Below are 18572 nucleotides of genomic sequence, written 5' to 3' on the forward strand. Positions count from 1 at the left end.
TTATCTAGACATTCTAACCGTAAGAATAATTAACGCCAGAAAGAGAATTGTCATATTCACATCCTTAATAAAAGATTGTGAAGAAACAACTTATCTTTTTGAGCTTCTAAAGAGCGTTAATACTAGCGTTCATGTTGTTGTTTTTGCTGATAAAAAAAGAAACAAATGGTTATCTAACAATGATTACTCATTTTTAAAGTTAATTGATTGTGGTTTTTTCTCAGTTTTTCATCAAAAAGGAATATTAATTGATGGCAAGTGGTTATACTCAGGTGTTAACTTCACCTCAGCATACCTCAGAAAGCCAATTAAACGCTACGATTTCCTGATTGAAGGAGATACTGTAAACCTAAAATACTACTCTAGTTCAAATGTTAATAGTAAAATTTATGATATTGCCAAATCATCTAATAAAAAGCTATACATATTTACCCCCTACTTAAATTTTGATGAAAGTTTATATCAAATAATCCAAGAAAAAATAGAATTAGGTGTTGATGTTAAGGTATTAACAACAGAGCTACCCTTTGGTAGTTCACCAAGAGTTGCTGAAAAAATCATAACTAAATACTACTTCTGGAATATAAATAACTTTTCACTACATTTTAAGGATCACATTTTACTATGGAAAAGCACAGAACAATCCACACATTTGAATATAATTTGCAATGAAAACGAAACATTATGGACAAGCAGTAACCTCAACCAAAGATCATTATATTTTGATAAGCAAAATGGTGTATTAACTAAAACATCAGATAAGTACATTTCTTTATTAATGCAAGGTTACCATCCTATAAAAAAAGAAAGATTGACATTTGGAAGAATAAAACGAATGAAGTTTTTATAAAATAAACAACAATGAATATATAAGAAAAACATGATAAATAAGGTTTAGCTATGACTGAAAATGACACATTAATTAAAGAAAAGACGTGGTCAATTGGAAACATGGATTGCCCGAGCTGTATCAGTAAACTTGATAATATCATTAGAAATATTGATGATGTGAAAGATGTCAGAATTACTTTTAGTACAAAAAAATTGACAGCTAAATTTTCTTTGACCGAAACGATTAAAATTATAGAAAATAGCTCAAAAGAATCCGGGTTTCCTCTAAGTAAAGTCGGTGATAAAGAAAAAAGCCAAGGAACTAACACTTGGATTATTTTAATCTCATTACTAATGCTCTCTGCATTCTTCTACTCTTATCAAGACTCACAGCTTGCAAACTATATTTACTTTTTAGCTACCTCTGTTGGATTATTACCCATAGCCCGAAAAGCATTTTACTTAGCTCGTTCGGGTAATGTTTTTTCTATTCATACCTTAATGACTGTTGCTTCGCTAGGCGCTCTTTACATAGGAGAAACCGCAGAATCTGCCATGATTTTGTTGTTATTCTTGATTGGCGAAAGGCTTGAGGCATTTGCCACAAATCACGCTCGTAAAGGAGTGAAATCGTTAATTGATTTAGTACCTAATACCGCTTGTATTGTAAAAGATGGGAATAAAATCAAAATTCCCGTCAATCGTTTAAAAGTCGGTGACATCATTGAAGTAGCACCGGGAGGGCGCCTACCAACCGATGCGGAGTTATTAGATGATGCAGTGAGCTTTGATGAAAGCTCTCTGACGGGAGAGTCGCTGCCTGTCGAGAGATATTCCGGACACAAGGTTATGGCTGGAATGCTAGTTTACGATAAAGTCGCCCTGTTCAAAGTCGTATCAGAGCAAGGCAATAATGCGATTGACCGAATCATCTACTTAATCGAGGATGCAGAATCCAAAAAAGCACCAATTGAACGTTATATAGATAAGTTCAGCCGTATTTATACACCAATAATGATACTTCTTTCATTACTTATAATGGCTGTCCCCCCATTATTATTTGGTCAAGATTGGGACCAGTGGCTATATAAGGGCTTAACAGTATTGTTGATATCCTGCCCATGCGCTTTGGTAATTTCGATCCCTGCTACTATCACATCAGGTTTAGCAGCTGCTGCGAAACGTGGGGCGCTGATTAAAGGTGGTGCCGCGCTAGAACAACTAGCTGAAATTACATGTATTGCTTTTGATAAAACGGGAACATTAACCGTTGGTAGACCACGAATGACTAATTTTGTCTGTTGGGGTAAGGATGAAAATGAGTTGTTATCTCAAGTTGCATCAATCGAAAATGGTTCATTACACCCATTAGCTCAAGCTGTCGTTAATGAGGCGAAGGTTCGAAATCTTACAATCAGAGAAGCGAATAATCGCACTGCATTAATTGGACGAGGGATTAAAGGTAGTGTTGATGGAAAGTCAATTGAATTAATATCATCTGATAGGCTCCCTAATACAATAGTGCTCAATAAAGAGCAAAGTAATGAGGTACGCGCGCTTGAAAATGAGGGGAAAACACTCGTTGTCATTATTCGTGAAGAGATGCCTGTGGGTCTCATCGGTTGGCGTGATAACCTACGTGACGACGCCAAAAAAGCTATCACCAATTTGAAAAACCTTGGCGTACAATCGATAATGCTCACTGGTGATAATGAACGCACTGCACAAATTATTGCCAATAAAATTGGTATTAATTTTAAAGCAAAATTATACCCAGAAGATAAAGTAAAAGTTATAAAAGATATAGCCCACCATAGCAATATTGCAATGGTGGGTGATGGTATCAATGATGCTCCAGCAATGAAGGCTGCCACAATTGGTATCGCTATGGGCAGTGGAAGTGATGTTGCGTTAGACACTGCAGATGCTGCATTAAGCCACAACCGATTATCGGAGCTCCCTACGTTACTGACCTTATCAAGAAAGTCGTCTTTAATAATGCGAGAAAACATCGCTATTTCGGTAGGGTTAAAATTAGTTTTCCTGATATCTACACTGTTTGGCTTTACTGATTTATGGATGGCCATTATCGCAGATACTGGAGCTACCGTTTTCGTGACATTAAATGCGTTACGGCTGTTAAATGTTAAATCTAGTGAATTCGATTAACTCATAAGCGTAACTAATAGCCTTCCTAGGAAGGCTATTGAAAAGTAATTTTAAATTTTTGAGCCTTGTTATATTTATAAATGTAATCATTAAATTTAGCATGATTCGGCGATATCCAAATATAGTAACTTTTATAGTAGAGGTCTAAATGAATACAAGTTCAAACTTATCCATAAATAAAACCCACCTTTCAATATTAAAATTAAAAGGAGTGCTTGTTGTACATGACCTTCACCTTTGCCAATTAGATGAAGGAGGATGGTTTCTTGGAGCTAGAATTGATATAGACAATAAAAACTCTGACTTGATGAAGGAACAGATAATTAACTTATTAAACAATGAATTTGGCATTTACAATACATCTATTGAAATAAGTCAAAATTGTGTTGACAAGAAAACGTTTTTCTCTATTGACCAACTATAAAATTAAAATTCCATTCAATGTATCTTAACTTTAACGAGCATTATCGAAAGTTATCTACAAGAAGGTTAAATATAATTTATGAAAAAGTGTGTAATTTTATGCTCTAGCATAGTGCTGGCACCACTTGTTGTACAAGCTAAGGTTAATGAACCCGTTGTAGATAATGTTATTACTGAGCAACGAGCTGCTCTAGCTGAAAACACCCAAGGCAAGGGGTTTGGTCCTCAGTCACCACGTGATATAGAAAATCTAACAGGCAACAATCAGCGTGTCTCCGGTATAGCACCGGTATACACAAACATGAATCTATGTAACATCCACATCCATAAAAATGCAGAACATAAAGGCGGAGAATTCAACAAATATGCAGGCAATGGCGATGGTAAAGGTAACAATACTGGATATATTTATAATGGAAAGCTCAGCACAGTTGAACTCAAACCATTTAACCAAGCAGTAGGTTCAGAAAAATACGGTAAATTGCAGTCAGGCGACACCATTGAAGTACATTATGTACACTCAACAGCACAAGTTAAGCCAGGACCAACATTAGGTGCGTGTTTAGACGAATCTATTAGCAACCCACAATTACGCGTAGAAACTCAAGTCTATGTTTTAGTCAACGATAGAGATGCTCTAGACTTCGTTGAATTAGCTAAATACGGCCAAAAAGAAAGCTTTTATCAAGCGCTCAATATTCCTAGCAATACTGGGAAACCCATCCAATATTCAGGTTCAACGACTGGCCCTAACTACAATGAAAAAGGCTCTCCTCTTCAGGTAACTTGGAACGTGCGTCCGCGAGTAGCTAAAGTTGACATAGCATCGGTAGCAAAATGGTTAGCAAATAATGACTTCAACGAAGATCACGCTCAAGGTGTACGTAACCTTGTTATAAACCCAGAGCTATTATCTCAGGGCTACTGAATTAATGAGCCTTCCACCGATAGACGTATTGATGGATTCAGAGCTGTATCACGATTTAATAAAAGATCAGTATGTAATTTGAAATTTATTACCTCGTTAGAGGTTGAAAATAAAGCATAGACTTATAAATGAGGGATGTATGAAGAACTATTGCTTTGGGGAAGATGTAAGAGCAAAAATTATTCAGTGTTTTTACCAACTCAAGAAAACAACAAGCTTGTCAGTATTGTTAATTAGCGGTTGCTCAACAGGAGCTATCATTCAAGAACAAGGGCTATCGATTAATGATAATGTCTATGCTGGAGAAGCTCTAAGAAAAACAGCTGTGCAGGTGGCCTTTGAAGATAATGAAACTCAAGAGTTGATTAATTTATTGATACAGAAAGCGAATACAGGGAAAAATGCTGTTGGGTTAGCTGCCCCCCAATTGGGGGTCAATAAAGCTGTTTTCATATACCGCGTACCACATATTATTGATGGAAAACCACAGTACCCAAACTCATGGGAAGTCGCTTTAAATCCAAGCTATACCCCAATAAGTAAAGAAACAACCCCTATGGCTGAAGGGTGCTTCTCTGTTCCTCATTTTTACAGTAAAGCCGTCCCTAGATATGAAAAAATCAACTTCCGTTATCAAAATTTAAAGGGAGACTGGGTGGAAGACATTGTCGATGGCTATACAGCTCAAATACTACAACATGAAACAGACCACCTTAATGGCGTGTTGTATATTGACAAGCTTGAAAATAAGGGAGACTTGGGCACAATTAAAGAGTTAAAAGAAAGCTTGAATAAGACCAAAGACAATTCAAATGAATAAGAGTCTGGCAGTTTACTATCCAGCAAATTATCCCCCCTTTAGCTTAGCGACTAGCTTTTAAGGTTTACAATCCCAACCCGTACTTATTTAAGTACGGGTGTGTTATGGCGTTAGACTTTTAGCAATCACTAAGACAATTTTAGCGTTGGCTATGAAATCACGAACCTATTTCCGAAGCCTGAGGTGCTTTGAGCGCGGTACTCGGCACTGCGGTTAGCAACTAAAAAGAATCGATGAGCTTACTGAGCAAGATCAACAACGAGAATTAATTGACCATGGCAACAACGACCAAGCTCAAAGGCCATATTTCTCAACCTAATCACATCGTCATAATAATTTCACAAACGCAAACCAGCAGTGAAACAAAAGTGTTTCAGTCGCCAAAATTCACGATCGAGCCGCTAAAATTACAAAAAGTAACGACATATTAATTCATACCGAACTTCCCGTAATAAAACTTTCATAACCGCCACCTATGCTGCGCCTATTCAATTATCAGGGGGCCGTTATGAATATCAAGGACGTTGCATCACTCGCAAAGGTGTCGCCCGCAACCGTTTCTCGCTATATCAACCAAAGCGATTCAATTGCGCCTGATACTGCTGCACGTATTGCCAAAGTGCTAAAAATCAGTGGCTATGAAGCTAATAAGCATTTGCCTAGAAGTGGGCTGAAATCGAACCCGACGATTGGCATTATGATCCCGAGCCTAAAGAACCCAGTATTTGCTGATATTGTTGCAGCGATTCAACTTCGCGCTCGTCATTTTGGCTACTCGACTCTGATCCTTGATACTCAGTACGACACTACGCTTGAATATCAGTGTATTGCGACTTTTATTCGTCATCGTGTTGCAGGCGTTATTCTGACAACCTCTGAAGCTCAAAATAATTCAGCACTCGATCTACTCAAAGAATTTGAGTTCCCATACTGCTTATTACACAGCATGCCGTCACGTAATGAGCCAAGTGTCTTTATCGACAACTATCAAGCAGGGGTCGATGTAGCCAACGCGCTATTTCACATAGGCCACCGTCGGTTCGGCATGGTCACAGGACTCTTCAGCAGCTCAGATCGCGCACAGGCTCGTTTTGCAGGATTTAATGATGCCCTGAACACCCTTAAATGCCCACTCACTCACTTACTAGAAGTCGATCAGAGCCAACTTGAACCATTCGAACTTCATCACGACACTCAATCACAAAAATTACTACCACCAACCGCTTGGTTCTGCAGCAACGACTTGCTGGCCTTAAAAACGATTAAGGCACTGAATAACCAAGGGCTATTGGTTCCAGAAGATGTTTCAGTGGTTGGATTTGATGGCATGGACATAGGGAAAATGATGACACCACCGCTAGCGTCAGTCAGGGTGCCACACCAACAGATGGGAAAGTGTGCTGTCGATATCCTATTTAATAATCAACGCAGCACTGTGTTACCACACCAAATAAAGCTGCCCTATAAGTTAACGCTTATGGGCACCGTTCAGTCTCAACAGCCTGAATAATAATGAACCAAAACCGCGATTTAATTAATGAGTTAATTAATAGAGATTTGAAGGATCACAACATGTCGATGAAGCACCTAACCAAACTTGGCTTTGCCGCCTGCGTCCTTTTCGGCGCAATGAGTACACCCGCTAGCGCATCTAGCAATGCAGTTTGTTATAACTGTCCCCCTGAATGGGCCAACTGGGGTGGACAATTACGCCTGATCAAAAAAGAGTTAGGTATATCTATTCCGATGGATAACAAGAACTCCGGACAAACACTGTCTCAGTTGGTTGCTGAAAAACAAAACCCTGTCGCGGACGTTGCCTATTACGGTGTGTCATTTGGCATCAGAGCTGCAGAGCTCGATGTGGTGACTGGTTATAAACCAGCTAATTGGGAGCAGATCCCAAATGGACTAAAAGATCCTGACGGTAAGTGGTTTGCCATTCACTCCGGAACACTTGGCTTCTTCGTTAATAAAGACGCGCTAGACGGCGCACCTGTTCCACAATCATGGGATGATCTTCTAAAACCAGATTACCGAGGAATGGTTGGCTACCTTGATCCAACCAGCGCATTTGTTGGCTATGTTAGTGCTATGGCTATCAACAGTGCACTAGGTGGTGATCTTGATAATACCAACCCAGCTATTGAGTACTTCAACAAGCTCTCTAAAAACCGTCCTATCGTGCCTAAACAAACCTCTTATGCACGTGTTATTTCAGGTGAAATTCCAATCTTACTTGATTACGACTTCAACGCTTATCGCGCAAAATACAACGATTACGCCAATGTGGAGTTTGTGATCCCACAGGAAGGTACATTAATGGTGCCTTATGTAATGAGCCAGGTAAAAAATGGGCCGAATGATAAAAATGCAAAACAAATACTCGATTTTGTTTTATCAGATAAAGGCCAAAAAGTTTGGGCCGAAGCCTACCTTCGTCCAGTTATCGCCTCAGCAATGGATGAAAAAACCCAAGCCAAATTCTTACCTGAAACGGATTACGCTCGCGCAGCAACCATTGATTTTTCCGCAATGGCAGAAGCACAACCCGCCTTCGCTGAGCGCTACATTCGCGAAGTAAACTAACCCGATAGGAAGGGCAGCATTGCACAAATGCTGCCCAATCATTATGAAAATAAATCAAACCCATTTATTGCTCATCACACCTGCGTTGGTGATCACGTTGGCCTTTTTTCTACTGCCAGTTTTACAACTGATCAAGCTATCTACAATGGATGGTGGTGCCATTAGTTATTGGTACATAGTCACCAAGCCGATTTACCTACAAAGTTTATTATCAACTGTCCTGCTTTCTTTTGCGGTTACAGCAGCAAGCTTAGTGATTGCGACCATTTGTGGTTTATTTCTTACACGCTATGAATTTGCAGGCAAACGAACACTCATCGCCATGCTCAGCTTTCCCCTCGCTTTTCCCGGCGTGGTGATCGGTTTTTTTGTCATTATGCTGGCAGGCCGCCAAGGGTTATTTGCACAAATTAGTTTGGCTTTAACCGGTGAACGCTGGATGTTCGCTTACTCCATTGCAGGACTATTTTTAGGGTATCTGTATTTTTCGATCCCTCGCGTTGTATTAACCGTGATGGCTGCGGCAGAAAAATTAGATCATAGCTTAGTAGAAGCTGCTCGCTCACTCGGTGCAAACCGCTGGCAAATCACCCGAGATGTCACGATTCCAGCATTAAAGCCAGGGTTAATCTCATCGGGTTCAATTTGTTTTGCCACCTCAATGGGTGCCTTTGGTACCGCTTTCACACTTGCAACCAATATTAACGTGTTACCGATGACCATCTATACCGAATTTACCCTCAGTGCCAACTTTGCTATGGCTGCGGCACTTAGCCTTATCTTGGGCATAGTGACTTGGGGCTGTCTTGCCTTCGCTAGGCGTTATGGCTCAGCGTCAATTGGCATGGGAGCATAATCATGAAAAAAGATATCTGGTTTTACCTACAGCTCGGCTTTACCTTGCTGATATGTACTTTTTTGATCGCACCAGTCATCATGTCGGTGCTTGCGGGGTTAACAAACAATTACTTTGTCGGCCTAAAAAGTGGCTTAACCCTACGTTGGGTTGAAGAGGTCTGGTTCTTATATTCCGATACGATTTGGCTCACCTTGCTTATCGCATTAACCACTGTTGCCATTAACTTGATTGCAGGCGTACCATGCGCTTATTTCTTAGCCACCAGCCGTAGCCGTGCGGCTGCAATATTTGAAGAGTGCCTTACCTTACCAATTGCCATCCCAGGACTTGCCATTTCACTTGGGCTTATCTCGGTATATAGCCAATACAGCCATTTCCGAACAAGTTGGCTATTTATCCTCGTCGGTCATGTGATCTTTACTTTACCGTTTATGGTGAAGTCAGTGATTGCAGTACTGCACAGTATGAACTTCAAGGTGCTGGAAGAAGCCAGTGCCAGCTTAGGCGCTGGATTTTGGCGTCGCTTCTTCACCGTGATCATTCCTAATTGCAAAACGGGGATCATCAGCGGCATGCTCATGACACTAACCCTGTCGATTGGTGAATTTAACCTAACATGGATGCTGCATACACCACTGACCAAAACATTACCCGTTGGATTAGCCGATTCCTATGCATCTATGCGGCTTGAAATCAGTTCTGCTTATACCTTGATCTTCTTAGCGCTGATCTTGCCATTGTTGATCATGGCTCAATGGTTAAATCGACCGAAAAAACAACGTAAAAAATCAGTCAAAAAATCTGATTTAGTAACTCAAACTGACTCTAAAAACCTGACTTCTACAGCGGCAGTATCATAATGAAAAATAAAAGCTTAGCCATTTCCCTGAACAATATTAAAAAAACATTCGCTGATGGTACCGTTGGCCTTAAACCGCTTGATTTAACCATCGAAAAAGGTGAAGTATTGGTACTGCTAGGGCCATCGGGCTGCGGTAAAACCACAACATTGCGTTTAATCGCAGGCTTAGAATTTGCGGATGAAGGCGGCTCTATTCATTTTGGTGAACGCGATGTCACTGCATTGCCTATCGAAAAGCGCCGTGTTGGCATGGTCTTTCAATCGTATGCGTTGTTCCCCAATATGAACGTCAGTGAAAATATTGCATATGGCTTGAAAGTCCGTGGCATCGATGCTGATACACGCACCAAGAAAGTATCAGAAATGCTAACCATGTTCGATTTACAGCCTTATGCCGACCGAAGTGTAGAACAACTATCTGGCGGCCAACGCCAACGTGTCGCACTTGCGCGGGCCATTGTCACGGAACCCGATGTATTACTGCTTGATGAGCCGCTTTCAGCCCTCGATGCTCGATTGAAACAGCGCTTAAGAACCGACATTAACCAACTACTCAAACGGCTTGGTATTACCGCTGTATATGTGACGCACGATCAAGAAGAAGCCATGGCAATGGGCGATCGCATCGCTGTACTTGACCATGGTGAGATCGCACAAATTGGCAGCGCAGAGGACATTTACCTGAATCCACAAAGCCACTTTGTGGCGGACTTCATTGGTAAAATCAATCGCCTAACTGGCATCGTGAAAGGGCACTCACTCGAGATCAACCAAGCCCTATCGACCGCGTTGCCAGAAACATTACACATAGAGAAATACCAAAACCAGTCAATGACTTGCTTAGTAAGACCTGAGGATATAGAAGTCGTGCCAGAGTCATCATCACGCCTATCAGGACAAATTGAATCATGTACCTTCTTAGGTGATCGGGTGCGATTAGAAATATCGGGTTGCAGCGACGACAATCATATTACCGTTGACTGCTTCAAACGTGCTACATACCGCATTGGTCAATCCGTTAATCTGCTTATTCAACCAGAGCGATTAATTCAAGTTGGAGCAACAGTATGTTAATCGCTCAATTAACCGACCTACATATCAAAGAATCAGGCAAACTGGCTTACCGTAAAGTTGATACGGTCGCTTCGCTTAAAAATGCCATTAACCATTTAAATACACTGGTTCCAAGGCCTGACCAAGTCATTATCACCGGCGATTTAGGTGACTTTGGTACCCCAGATGAATACGCGTTAATTTGTGAATTATTGGCCGACTTAACCCTGCCATATAGCGTGATCCCGGGTAATCATGATTGTCGTACCAATATGCGAGAAGCGTTTAGCGGCAAAGCATCGTTTGATCACCCTGAATACTGCCACTTTATTCAATCAGCAGGTGATTATCAGCTGATTGGGCTAGATACATCCGTTGCTGGTAAGCCCTATGGTTTCCTTGAAAACGAATCATTAGTATGGCTTGAGCAACAGCTAAGTAAGCATGTCGATTCCCCCACGCTATTATTTTTGCATCACCCACCAATGGCGGTTGGACTTAGTCACATGGATGTGCAAAACCTTAAAAATGCGGATGAACTCAAAGCGGTTCTCAAGCAGCACCCACAGGTAAAAGGGATTGTTGCTGGCCACCTCCATCGCCCTATCAGTGCAACATGGGCAGATATACCGGTATGGGTTGGGCCGTCACACAGCCACTCAGTCACACTCGATTTAGACCCAGAGGCACCATCATCATTTTCAATGGAACCACCTGCAATTAGGCTATTTACTCTAGGGGAAGACACGATTGTCAGCCATCTCAGTTACATTAAAGATAGTGAAGGCCCTTACCCGTTTTTTGATGAGAACAATCAGTTGATTGACTAGCTTGTTCACTGTTGAGTCACTTAAAAACAAACAGCCCTGCTAATAAGCAGGGCTGTTTAATGATGCAGATAATAAACTATTTAAAACGAGAAGAAGAAGCCCGCAATAGTTGCACTCATCAAGTTAGACATGGTCGCAGCAAAAATGGCTGACATGCACAGTGTCGAAATTTCATGACGGCGTTTCGGTGCCATTGTACCCAACCCGCCAAGTAACATTGCTGCTGCGGCGAAGTTAGCGAAACCACATAGAGCAAAAGTAATAATGGCAGTACTGCGAGCCGATAATTCAGTCACTTTTAGGTATTCTGTAAAATTCACATAAGCGACGAATTCATTCAATACCAGTTTCTGGCCAATAAACGAGGCCGACACCATGGCCTCATCAAATGGAATACCAATGATCACTGCCACAGGGTAGAACACGTAACCCAATAAGTACTCTAATGAGAGTTCAGGTAAACCCACATAGCTACCAACGCCACCTAACATGCCGTTTACCAAGGCAATCAAGCCAATAAACGCTAGCAGCATGGCACCAACATTTAAAGCCAACATTAGACCGCTTGATGCACCAGCGGCAGCGGCATCAATAACGTTTGCCGGCTTTTCAACCGAGACGTCTTCTTCGACTAATTCGCTACTGCGATCTTCCGTTTCCGGCACCAAAATTTTGGCAAACAACAAGCCACCTGGGGCTGCCATGAACGACGCCGCAATGAGGTATTGCATATCAACCCCCATTGCTGCAAAACCACCAAGTACTGTGCCAGCAATCGAGGCTAAACCACCACACATTACCGCAAACAGCTCTGAGCGGCTAAGGCGGTTAATGTAGGGTGCGATAACCAATGGCGCTTCGGTTTGACCGACAAAAATATTGGCCGTTGCAGACATTGACTCGTTCTTGCTGGTTCCAAGGAGCTTTTGTAATGCACCACCCAACACACGAATAAATATCTGCATGATACCGAGGTAATACAAGACCGATACCAATGCCGAGAAGAAGACGATAACTGGCAGCACTCGCAAGGCAAAAATAAAGCCGCCACCACCAAACACTTCAAACATCTTATCGCTGACTAAACCGCCAAACAAAAATTCAATACCCGCATGGGAGAACCCCAACACCGAGCTGACCCCGCTGGAAACGACTTCGAGTAAGTCTTTGCCAATAGGAATGAACAGGACAAAAGCCCCAATAATAAACTGGATAGCGAAGGCTCCCAGTACAGTACGTTTATTAATTGCTTGGCGATTTTTTGAAAATAAAACAGCGATAGCAAGCAGTGCTACCATTCCTAGTAAACTAGTCAGAGCGTCCATTTTGGCGGCCTTGTTCAGGGTGGATAAGCAAAAACTTATCTACTCGACATATAAAAATGCCCCGAACACAGCGTGCTCGGGGCGATGATAAAATTAGTGTTGAATCCAGTGCTTCACTGCAAGCTCTGCAACTTGCATTTCAATATCGAATGGCACTGGTTGAGGAATATTCTGTAGAGAGTCTCGATTTAACGCGATACGTTCCAAACTCAATGATTGCAGCGCCAAGCCAAGATCCATAATCTCGATTGGGTTGCCGTCACCAGCTGATAAGTTAACTAAATTTGCATCAGATAAAACAAACAACTGCTTATCAGTTAGCTGGTAAGCCGTTACATGCGGACGGATCTTATCTTGGCTTTCGCTCATTGCTGCCAGATCTGGCAAATTGATTTCGCGCTGAAAATGACCCGCATTGGCAATGATGGTGTTATCACGCATCAATTCAAAATGCTCTTTACGCAGTACATTATCACGGCCGGTAATGGTCACAATCATGTCAGCGTCTGGCAATGCGTCTTCAAGCTTGGCGGTATAGAAGCCTTCCATATGCGCTTCAAGTAGTGTTAGCGGGTTTGATTCAACAACCGTAACATGCGCCCCCATTCCGCGAAGTCGCTGCGCAGTACCTGAGCCACAGTAACCATAACCAATCACCACGACTTTTTTACCATGCAGCATAACGTTGGTGGCACGCATGATGCCATCAACCACCGATGAGCCTACGCCAAAGCGGTTTTCAATAATGCGCTTGGCTTGGGTATCATTAATGATCAGTGTGCTGAACTGGTCGGCATTAAAGTCTTCACGCAGACGGTTGGCACCAGTAGTGGTTTCTTCTGTCGCTCCGAGTAACGAGTGCTTAAACTGAGAGAATTCGGCTTCTGTAAAAATAAGCTCATGCAAATCAGCACCGTTATCAGCAATGATATCCGGCTTATGCGATAACACTTTACGACAGTAATCGATGTGATCATCAAAGCTTTCATCACGACGAGAGTAAACACTCACCCCATAGTCTTCGACCAAGGCTGCTGCGGTTTCATCTTGCGTTGAACCTGGCGAGCCCGTGATCACCACCTTCGCACCACCTTTGGTTAAGGCTTCTAGCCATACGCCTGTTTTCGCTTCAACATGTAAGCAAATACCAATCGTCAAACCTGTGAATGGTTTTTCTTTTTCAAAGCGTTCGATAATACTGCGCATGATCGGCATGTGATTGCGTGCCCATGCAATACGGCGAGTACCTTGTGGCGCAAGAGAAAGATCGGCAACGTCGTGTTCAGGGTGGATATTCTGTTCCATAGGAGCCTCTGTTGTGAGAACGTTTTGTTGACATAATCATCATCCTCGAAAAGCAACTCCCCGTTAATCAACTTATCAAGAACTCATAGTTTCCACTTCGTGCAAAATAATGTGATATTTCACAAATACACCATCAAAATGTCATTTAACATCGATTTGAAGGGGTTATTACGTTATACAGCAACAGTTAGTTTCCATAATGGAAACAGTAACCATACTAAGATCACCAAATAGCAAACGTTTTCGTTTTAAACTACGCACCAAGGAGTTAATCGGTGAAAACCATGAACCTAAATTTATTGGCAACCTTCTATACCGTGGTTATGAATAACTCATTTTCAGCCGCTGCAGATAAATTATGTTTATCCAAGTCGGTGATCAGCAAGCATGTAAAACAACTCGAATATGAACTGCGCTGCTCACTGATCCAGCGAACCACACGGCAGATTAGCCTCACGGAAGAAGGACGCTTTCTTTACGAAAGATGTACCGAAATTTTTGACAGTGTTGATAAATGCTACGACTTCATCGATGAACGCAAAGACATTGTCAGGGGGAAATTGCGAGTCAAAATGCCCGCAGTTCTAGAGTTTGATGATGCTATTACCGATACCTTTGCCCAATTGTTATCAACCTATCCTGAGCTTGAACTCGATATTATTTTTGATAACCAAATTGGCGACCTTATTCAGGAGCAAGTCGATTTAGTACTGAAGATTGGAGAGCTTGAAGACAGCTCGTATCTGTGTAAGAAAATCAAAAACATTAATACCTATGTTGTTGCTTCTCCTGATTATTTAGACGTACATGGCACCCCAGAAAAGCCGACTGATTTAATTGGCCACAAATGCATGAATTACACCCACTGCCTAACCAAAGACAAGTGGATGTTTATAGATGATGGTAATGAAATAAAAATAGAAATCGCACCATTCTTGCAACTAGAGAGTGAGTCATTACTTACTCGATATGCGCTAAAAGGTATGGGGATAACCACCACTCTTGATTTCATTACCGAACCTTATATTCAGTCTGGTGAACTCGTCAGCCTGCTGAATGATTTTACATGGAAAACCGAATTGTATGCCGTCTACCCCAACAATGCCGTCATACCGTTAAAAACTCGAAAACTTATCGATTTACTTACAAGCACATAAAAGGCCTAAAGATGAAAACAGCGTTTATCTCAGCACTCACTCTAGGGCTATCTTTTAGTACGATAGCCCATAGCGAAGAGGTTAAACTTCGCTTTATCGGTACCTCTGATCTCCATTCGTACATTAGCCAGTTTGATTACTACAACAATCAGAATAGCCAGAACTATGGCTTGGTAGGACTGGTCGCTGAGATAGAACACTATCGCAACGAGGTAAAAAATAGCTTCCTTGCCGATACTGGTGACTTACTGGTTGGTAACCCACTAGGAGACTACCTTGCACGAGTAAGCCCTGAGTCTTATGCGCGTAAGTCACCAATTATCTGTGCGATGAATGCCCTTGATTTTGATGTTGCCGTTCCAGGTAACCACGATTTTGACTTCGGTCTGGATTATCTTCAGCTGAGTTACAGCAGCGGTAACTTCCCGTATTTTGCTTCTAACGTTTACCGTGAAGATGGCGAAAAACCTTACTTCGACCCTTATTTAATTGTGCCGCGTAAAGTGATTTCAGAGCAAGGCACAGAGCACACTTTGAATATCGGTTATATTGGCCTTGTACCGCCGCAAACTATGCAACTCAATAGGCAGCACCTTGAAGGTAAAATTACCATTACCGATCAACTGGCCGATGCTGAAAAATGGGCTGACGAAGCCAAAAAAGCCGGTGCCGATATTGTGGTTGCTTTAGCTCACTCTGGGCTTAACGATGATGATTACACTGAAGGTATGGAGGATGTGGTATGGCACTTGGCTGGTGTCGATAACGTTGATGCGATCCTTTTTGGCCACTCTCATAACACCTACCCCAATGAACGTTATGCTGATTTAAAAGACGTTGATATTGAACAAGGGTTAATTCAAGGCAAGCCTGCTGCACAACCTGGTAAGTGGGGCGATCACATTGGTGTTGTTGATGTCACAATGACAAAAAATAACGACCAGTGGGAAATGACCAATGGCAAAGCCTTTGTTGTTTCTGCCAATGAAATAGAAGAAACTGCCGAGCAAAAAGCACCGCTTGAAGCGTGTATCGCTAAACAGCACAACGAAGTAATTGAAGATTTTGGTAAAACCATCGGCCAAGTCAATACATCGCTAAGCAATGACTTCAACCTACTGGGTAACGATACCGTTTATCAAGTGGTGAGCGAATCGCAAAAGCGCTACCTAGCGCCATATATCAAATCAACAGACAAAGTGCTTTCTGCCACTGCTCCTGCTATTCACCGCAATGATCCTGCTTATTTCCTTGATATAGAAAAAGGGGATATTAACAAGCGTGATATCGCATCATTGGTTTACTCTTCGACCCTAGCGGCACTTGAAGTAACGGGTGAGGAAGTCAAAGAATGGCTGGAAATGTCAGCGGCGATGTATGCTGAGCCAACGGATGAAGGCAACGAGATTGTTAAACCAAATTCGCTGACTTTTCTTTACTATGTGATTGACGGTATTGATTACGACATTAATATCACCAAGCCATCAACCTACAACCAGTTTGGTAACAAGATTGCAGATGGTAACGGACGTATCGAAAATATTACCTACCAAGGAAAACCAGTAGCAGCGGACGATACCTTTGTCATTATCGCCAGCAGCTACGCACCGTTCTTTGCCCGAGAAATGAAACGAGGACGTGATTTTATCGATATCGACTCGCCAAACAGCCGTGATGTATTGCAAACATATCTATCGCAGCCAGAGCAAAATATCAATGTGAGCGATAACTGGCGCTTAGTGGGTGAAAAAGGCAAAGAGTATGTCTTCGAAGCAAAAAACAATAAGCAGAAGTTGGCAGGCTTTTCTGACTATTCAGAATTAAAGCTCAAGCACGCTGAAAATAATGGTACTTCGAACGTTTATCACATCACGTTTTAATCTTTAGTTGTTAACCAGATAATGGCCTGAGCTTTCCGCTCAGGCCATTTCCGTTTCAGTCAGCATACAATTTCGCTTAAATGATAAAAGTTTGATTCATCCCCACATTATGAATTTGATATGCAACATAAGGATTGGTAAAATTTATCCTGAAGTATTTTATTGTACTCAACACATCTAGCGAGGTATGCCTATGTCTAATACCATTCCGCTCTTCATCATCTCTTTCATCCTGCTCAGAGCAGTAATACTGAGCCAGTTAATACAAGCTAGCTCCTACACTCAAACAACTAGCCCTCATACATCAACAGCTACCCCTTATGAAACGCCCGTACAAAGCAATACCCATATTCACGGATTATTACTTCAGCGTACCCGTTGAATGTTCAATACATGCGTAAGATATAGATGGAGTAAATCTATTAATGTTATTAGCTCGGCTGTAATACCTTAATAGACTGCCCGTAAGAAAAGTCACTACTCACATAGTACCGTTCTGAACTGGCCTCTCCATCAATTTGCTGTTTTAACAGCGCAAGGGTCTGTTCGCCAATTTGGCTGATCGATTGATCAACGGTGCAAATCGTTGGTGAGAGAAGTTTACCCATTTCATACAGGTTAAAGCCTGCTAATGAAATATCTTGCGGGATCCGATACTCCATTTGGTTTAACTCACCATGCAATTTGATCAGTAATTGGGCATGAGAACTGATAATGGCTGTCGGGCGGTGCTTAACACTTAAAATACGGCATAGTACCGAAGAAAGATCCTCCAGCCCCAATTGCGTTTCTTCAATTTGAATCTGTTCCGCTAACCCTGCCTTCTGCATCGCTTCACGGTAGCCTTCTGCTCGCATTTTATATCGATGTACTCGGGTAAAATCTGAGCCGATCATAGCGATGTTCTGGTGCCCCCTTTCGATCAAGTGCTCTGTCAGCGACAGCATGGCCTGACGGTTATTTAAGGCAATTGACGGTAACCCTTCCAGCTCACCGTCATTAAATAGCAACACCTTTGGCAGTTGTTCTGGCCACCATGCTTGATGACGATGTACGGAATGAGAGGCCAAGTTCAGGATCACCCCATCGACATTCAAATCAATAAGCTGCCTTAAGGCGCTCTTTTCTTCCTCATAGTCATAACCTGTGGTGAATAGCAGCATCCCAAGCCCTTCCTTTCGGCAAGCATGCTGAATACTCTCGATAGCCAAGGCGTAGTTCTGATGAGTAATATCAGGTACCACAACCCCAATAAGTTTCGAGCGCCCTTGACGGAGAATTTTACCTATTCGGTTGGGGCGATAACCCAGCTCTTTTACCGCCAATTCAATCCGTTCTACGGTCTCGATATCAAACGTCTTTTTCCCGTTCAGGTGCCGTGACACCGTTGAAGGGTCGACATTGGCACTTTTGGCCACATCTTTTAACGTTACTTTACTATTCATCATCGCCTACGAATAACTTCATTTTGYGTCTATATCGCCCTTTTCATTTACAAGGAAAATTTACGAGGAAAACGATTGTCCTGCATTCACAGTTCA

At 42.0% G+C, this 18572-nt stretch carries 16 protein-coding genes; 13 read left to right on the forward strand and 3 right to left on the reverse strand.

The window, feature by feature from the left end; translation table 11 throughout:
* From L4D09_RS07815 to L4D09_RS07865, 11 genes are all read left to right on the forward strand, one after another.
* Nucleotides 1–850 (forward strand): phospholipase D-like domain-containing protein (locus L4D09_RS07815; RefSeq protein WP_428456930.1); only part of this gene is annotated, 850 nt, incomplete at its 5' end.
* Between the two features lie 50 nt (nt 851–900).
* Nucleotides 901–3000 carry a heavy metal translocating P-type ATPase gene (locus tag L4D09_RS07820; protein WP_428456931.1) on the forward strand — a complete coding sequence of 700 codons (2100 nt, stop codon included), beginning with the start codon at nt 901–903 and terminating at the stop codon, nt 2998–3000.
* Nucleotides 3001–3148: 148 nt separating this feature from the next.
* A complete protein-coding gene (locus L4D09_RS07825; RefSeq protein WP_428456932.1) occupies nt 3149–3424 on the forward strand; it encodes a cation diffusion facilitator family transporter in 276 nt (91 codons plus the stop codon).
* Nucleotides 3425–3502: 78 nt separating this feature from the next.
* Nucleotides 3503–4351 carry a delta-class carbonic anhydrase gene (locus L4D09_RS07830; protein WP_428456933.1) on the forward strand — a complete coding sequence of 283 codons (849 nt, stop codon included), beginning with the start codon at nt 3503–3505 and terminating at the stop codon, nt 4349–4351.
* A 139-nt stretch (nt 4352–4490) separates the two neighbouring features.
* Nucleotides 4491–5171 (forward strand): peptide deformylase, encoded by a 681-nt coding sequence (locus L4D09_RS07835; RefSeq protein WP_428456934.1) that lies wholly within the window; start codon nt 4491–4493, stop codon nt 5169–5171.
* A gap of 508 nt (nt 5172–5679) precedes the next feature.
* Entirely contained in the window at nt 5680–6681 is a 1002-nt protein-coding gene (locus L4D09_RS07840) for a substrate-binding domain-containing protein (protein WP_428456935.1), read from the forward strand.
* Nucleotides 6682–6743: 62 nt separating this feature from the next.
* On the forward strand, nt 6744–7760 hold the full coding sequence (locus L4D09_RS07845) for an ABC transporter substrate-binding protein (protein WP_428456936.1): 1017 nt from the start codon (nt 6744–6746) through the stop codon (nt 7758–7760).
* 43 nt (nt 7761–7803) lie between these two features.
* Complete coding sequence (locus L4D09_RS07850; RefSeq protein WP_428456937.1) at nt 7804–8616, forward strand: ABC transporter permease; 813 nt, start codon at nt 7804–7806, stop codon at nt 8614–8616.
* Nucleotides 8617–8618: 2 nt separating this feature from the next.
* Nucleotides 8619–9479 carry an ABC transporter permease gene (locus L4D09_RS07855; RefSeq protein ID WP_428456938.1) on the forward strand — a complete coding sequence of 287 codons (861 nt, stop codon included), beginning with the start codon at nt 8619–8621 and terminating at the stop codon, nt 9477–9479.
* The gene (locus L4D09_RS07860; RefSeq protein ID WP_428457038.1) at nt 9473–10555 is read left to right on the forward strand and encodes an ABC transporter ATP-binding protein; all 1083 of its coding nucleotides are present in this window, start codon (nt 9473–9475) and stop codon (nt 10553–10555) included. Before L4D09_RS07855 ends, L4D09_RS07860 begins: the two co-directional genes overlap by 7 nt.
* The gene (locus tag L4D09_RS07865) at nt 10549–11364 is read left to right on the forward strand and encodes a phosphodiesterase (protein WP_428456939.1); all 816 of its coding nucleotides are present in this window, start codon (nt 10549–10551) and stop codon (nt 11362–11364) included. The genes L4D09_RS07860 and L4D09_RS07865 overlap by 7 nt, the downstream gene beginning before the upstream one ends.
* A gap of 80 nt (nt 11365–11444) precedes the next feature.
* Here L4D09_RS07865 and L4D09_RS07870 read toward each other — a convergent pair whose 3' ends face one another.
* Together L4D09_RS07870 and L4D09_RS07875 are read right to left on the reverse strand one after the other, a co-directional pair.
* Complete coding sequence (locus L4D09_RS07870; RefSeq protein WP_428456940.1) at nt 11445–12689, reverse strand: NupC/NupG family nucleoside CNT transporter; 1245 nt, start codon at nt 12687–12689, stop codon at nt 11445–11447.
* 93 nt (nt 12690–12782) lie between these two features.
* Entirely contained in the window at nt 12783–13994 is a 1212-nt protein-coding gene (locus L4D09_RS07875) for an adenosylhomocysteinase (RefSeq protein WP_428456941.1), read from the reverse strand.
* A 284-nt stretch (nt 13995–14278) separates the two neighbouring features.
* Between L4D09_RS07875 and L4D09_RS07880 the strand changes: the two genes are divergently transcribed.
* A complete protein-coding gene (locus L4D09_RS07880) occupies nt 14279–15151 on the forward strand; it encodes a LysR family transcriptional regulator (RefSeq protein WP_428457039.1) in 873 nt (290 codons plus the stop codon).
* Between the two features lie 11 nt (nt 15152–15162).
* The gene (locus L4D09_RS07885; protein WP_428456942.1) at nt 15163–17031 is read left to right on the forward strand and encodes a bifunctional 2',3'-cyclic-nucleotide 2'-phosphodiesterase/3'-nucleotidase; all 1869 of its coding nucleotides are present in this window, start codon (nt 15163–15165) and stop codon (nt 17029–17031) included.
* A gap of 431 nt (nt 17032–17462) precedes the next feature.
* On the opposite strand, the gene L4D09_RS07890 is transcribed toward L4D09_RS07885, so the two are convergent.
* Complete coding sequence (locus L4D09_RS07890) at nt 17463–18476, reverse strand: LacI family DNA-binding transcriptional regulator (RefSeq protein ID WP_428456943.1); 1014 nt, start codon at nt 18474–18476, stop codon at nt 17463–17465.
* Nucleotides 18477–18572 lie beyond the last annotated feature (96 nt).

Origin of the sequence: Photobacterium makurazakiensis, assembly GCF_050336715.1 — a bacterium.
Classification (GTDB): Bacteria; Pseudomonadota; Gammaproteobacteria; order Enterobacterales; family Vibrionaceae; genus Photobacterium; species Photobacterium makurazakiensis.

Coding starts and splice junctions, on each gene's coding strand:
- L4D09_RS07825 (WP_428456932.1), top strand. CDS start 3,149: ATGAATACAAGTTCAAACTTATCCATAAATAAAACCCACCTTTCAATA.
- L4D09_RS07840 (WP_428456935.1), top strand. CDS start 5,680: ATGAATATCAAGGACGTTGCATCACTCGCAAAGGTGTCGCCCGCAACC.
- L4D09_RS07875 (WP_428456941.1), bottom strand. CDS start 13,994: ATGGAACAGAATATCCACCCTGAACACGACGTTGCCGATCTTTCTCTT.
- L4D09_RS07880 (WP_428457039.1), top strand. CDS start 14,279: ATGAACCTAAATTTATTGGCAACCTTCTATACCGTGGTTATGAATAAC.
- L4D09_RS07835 (WP_428456934.1), top strand. CDS start 4,491: ATGAAGAACTATTGCTTTGGGGAAGATGTAAGAGCAAAAATTATTCAG.
- L4D09_RS07865 (WP_428456939.1), top strand. CDS start 10,549: ATGTTAATCGCTCAATTAACCGACCTACATATCAAAGAATCAGGCAAA.
- L4D09_RS07820 (WP_428456931.1), top strand. CDS start 901: ATGACTGAAAATGACACATTAATTAAAGAAAAGACGTGGTCAATTGGA.
- L4D09_RS07890 (WP_428456943.1), bottom strand. CDS start 18,476: ATGAATAGTAAAGTAACGTTAAAAGATGTGGCCAAAAGTGCCAATGTC.
- L4D09_RS07850 (WP_428456937.1), top strand. CDS start 7,804: ATGAAAATAAATCAAACCCATTTATTGCTCATCACACCTGCGTTGGTG.
- L4D09_RS07870 (WP_428456940.1), bottom strand. CDS start 12,689: ATGGACGCTCTGACTAGTTTACTAGGAATGGTAGCACTGCTTGCTATC.
- L4D09_RS07855 (WP_428456938.1), top strand. CDS start 8,619: ATGAAAAAAGATATCTGGTTTTACCTACAGCTCGGCTTTACCTTGCTG.
- L4D09_RS07885 (WP_428456942.1), top strand. CDS start 15,163: ATGAAAACAGCGTTTATCTCAGCACTCACTCTAGGGCTATCTTTTAGT.
- L4D09_RS07845 (WP_428456936.1), top strand. CDS start 6,744: ATGTCGATGAAGCACCTAACCAAACTTGGCTTTGCCGCCTGCGTCCTT.
- L4D09_RS07830 (WP_428456933.1), top strand. CDS start 3,503: ATGAAAAAGTGTGTAATTTTATGCTCTAGCATAGTGCTGGCACCACTT.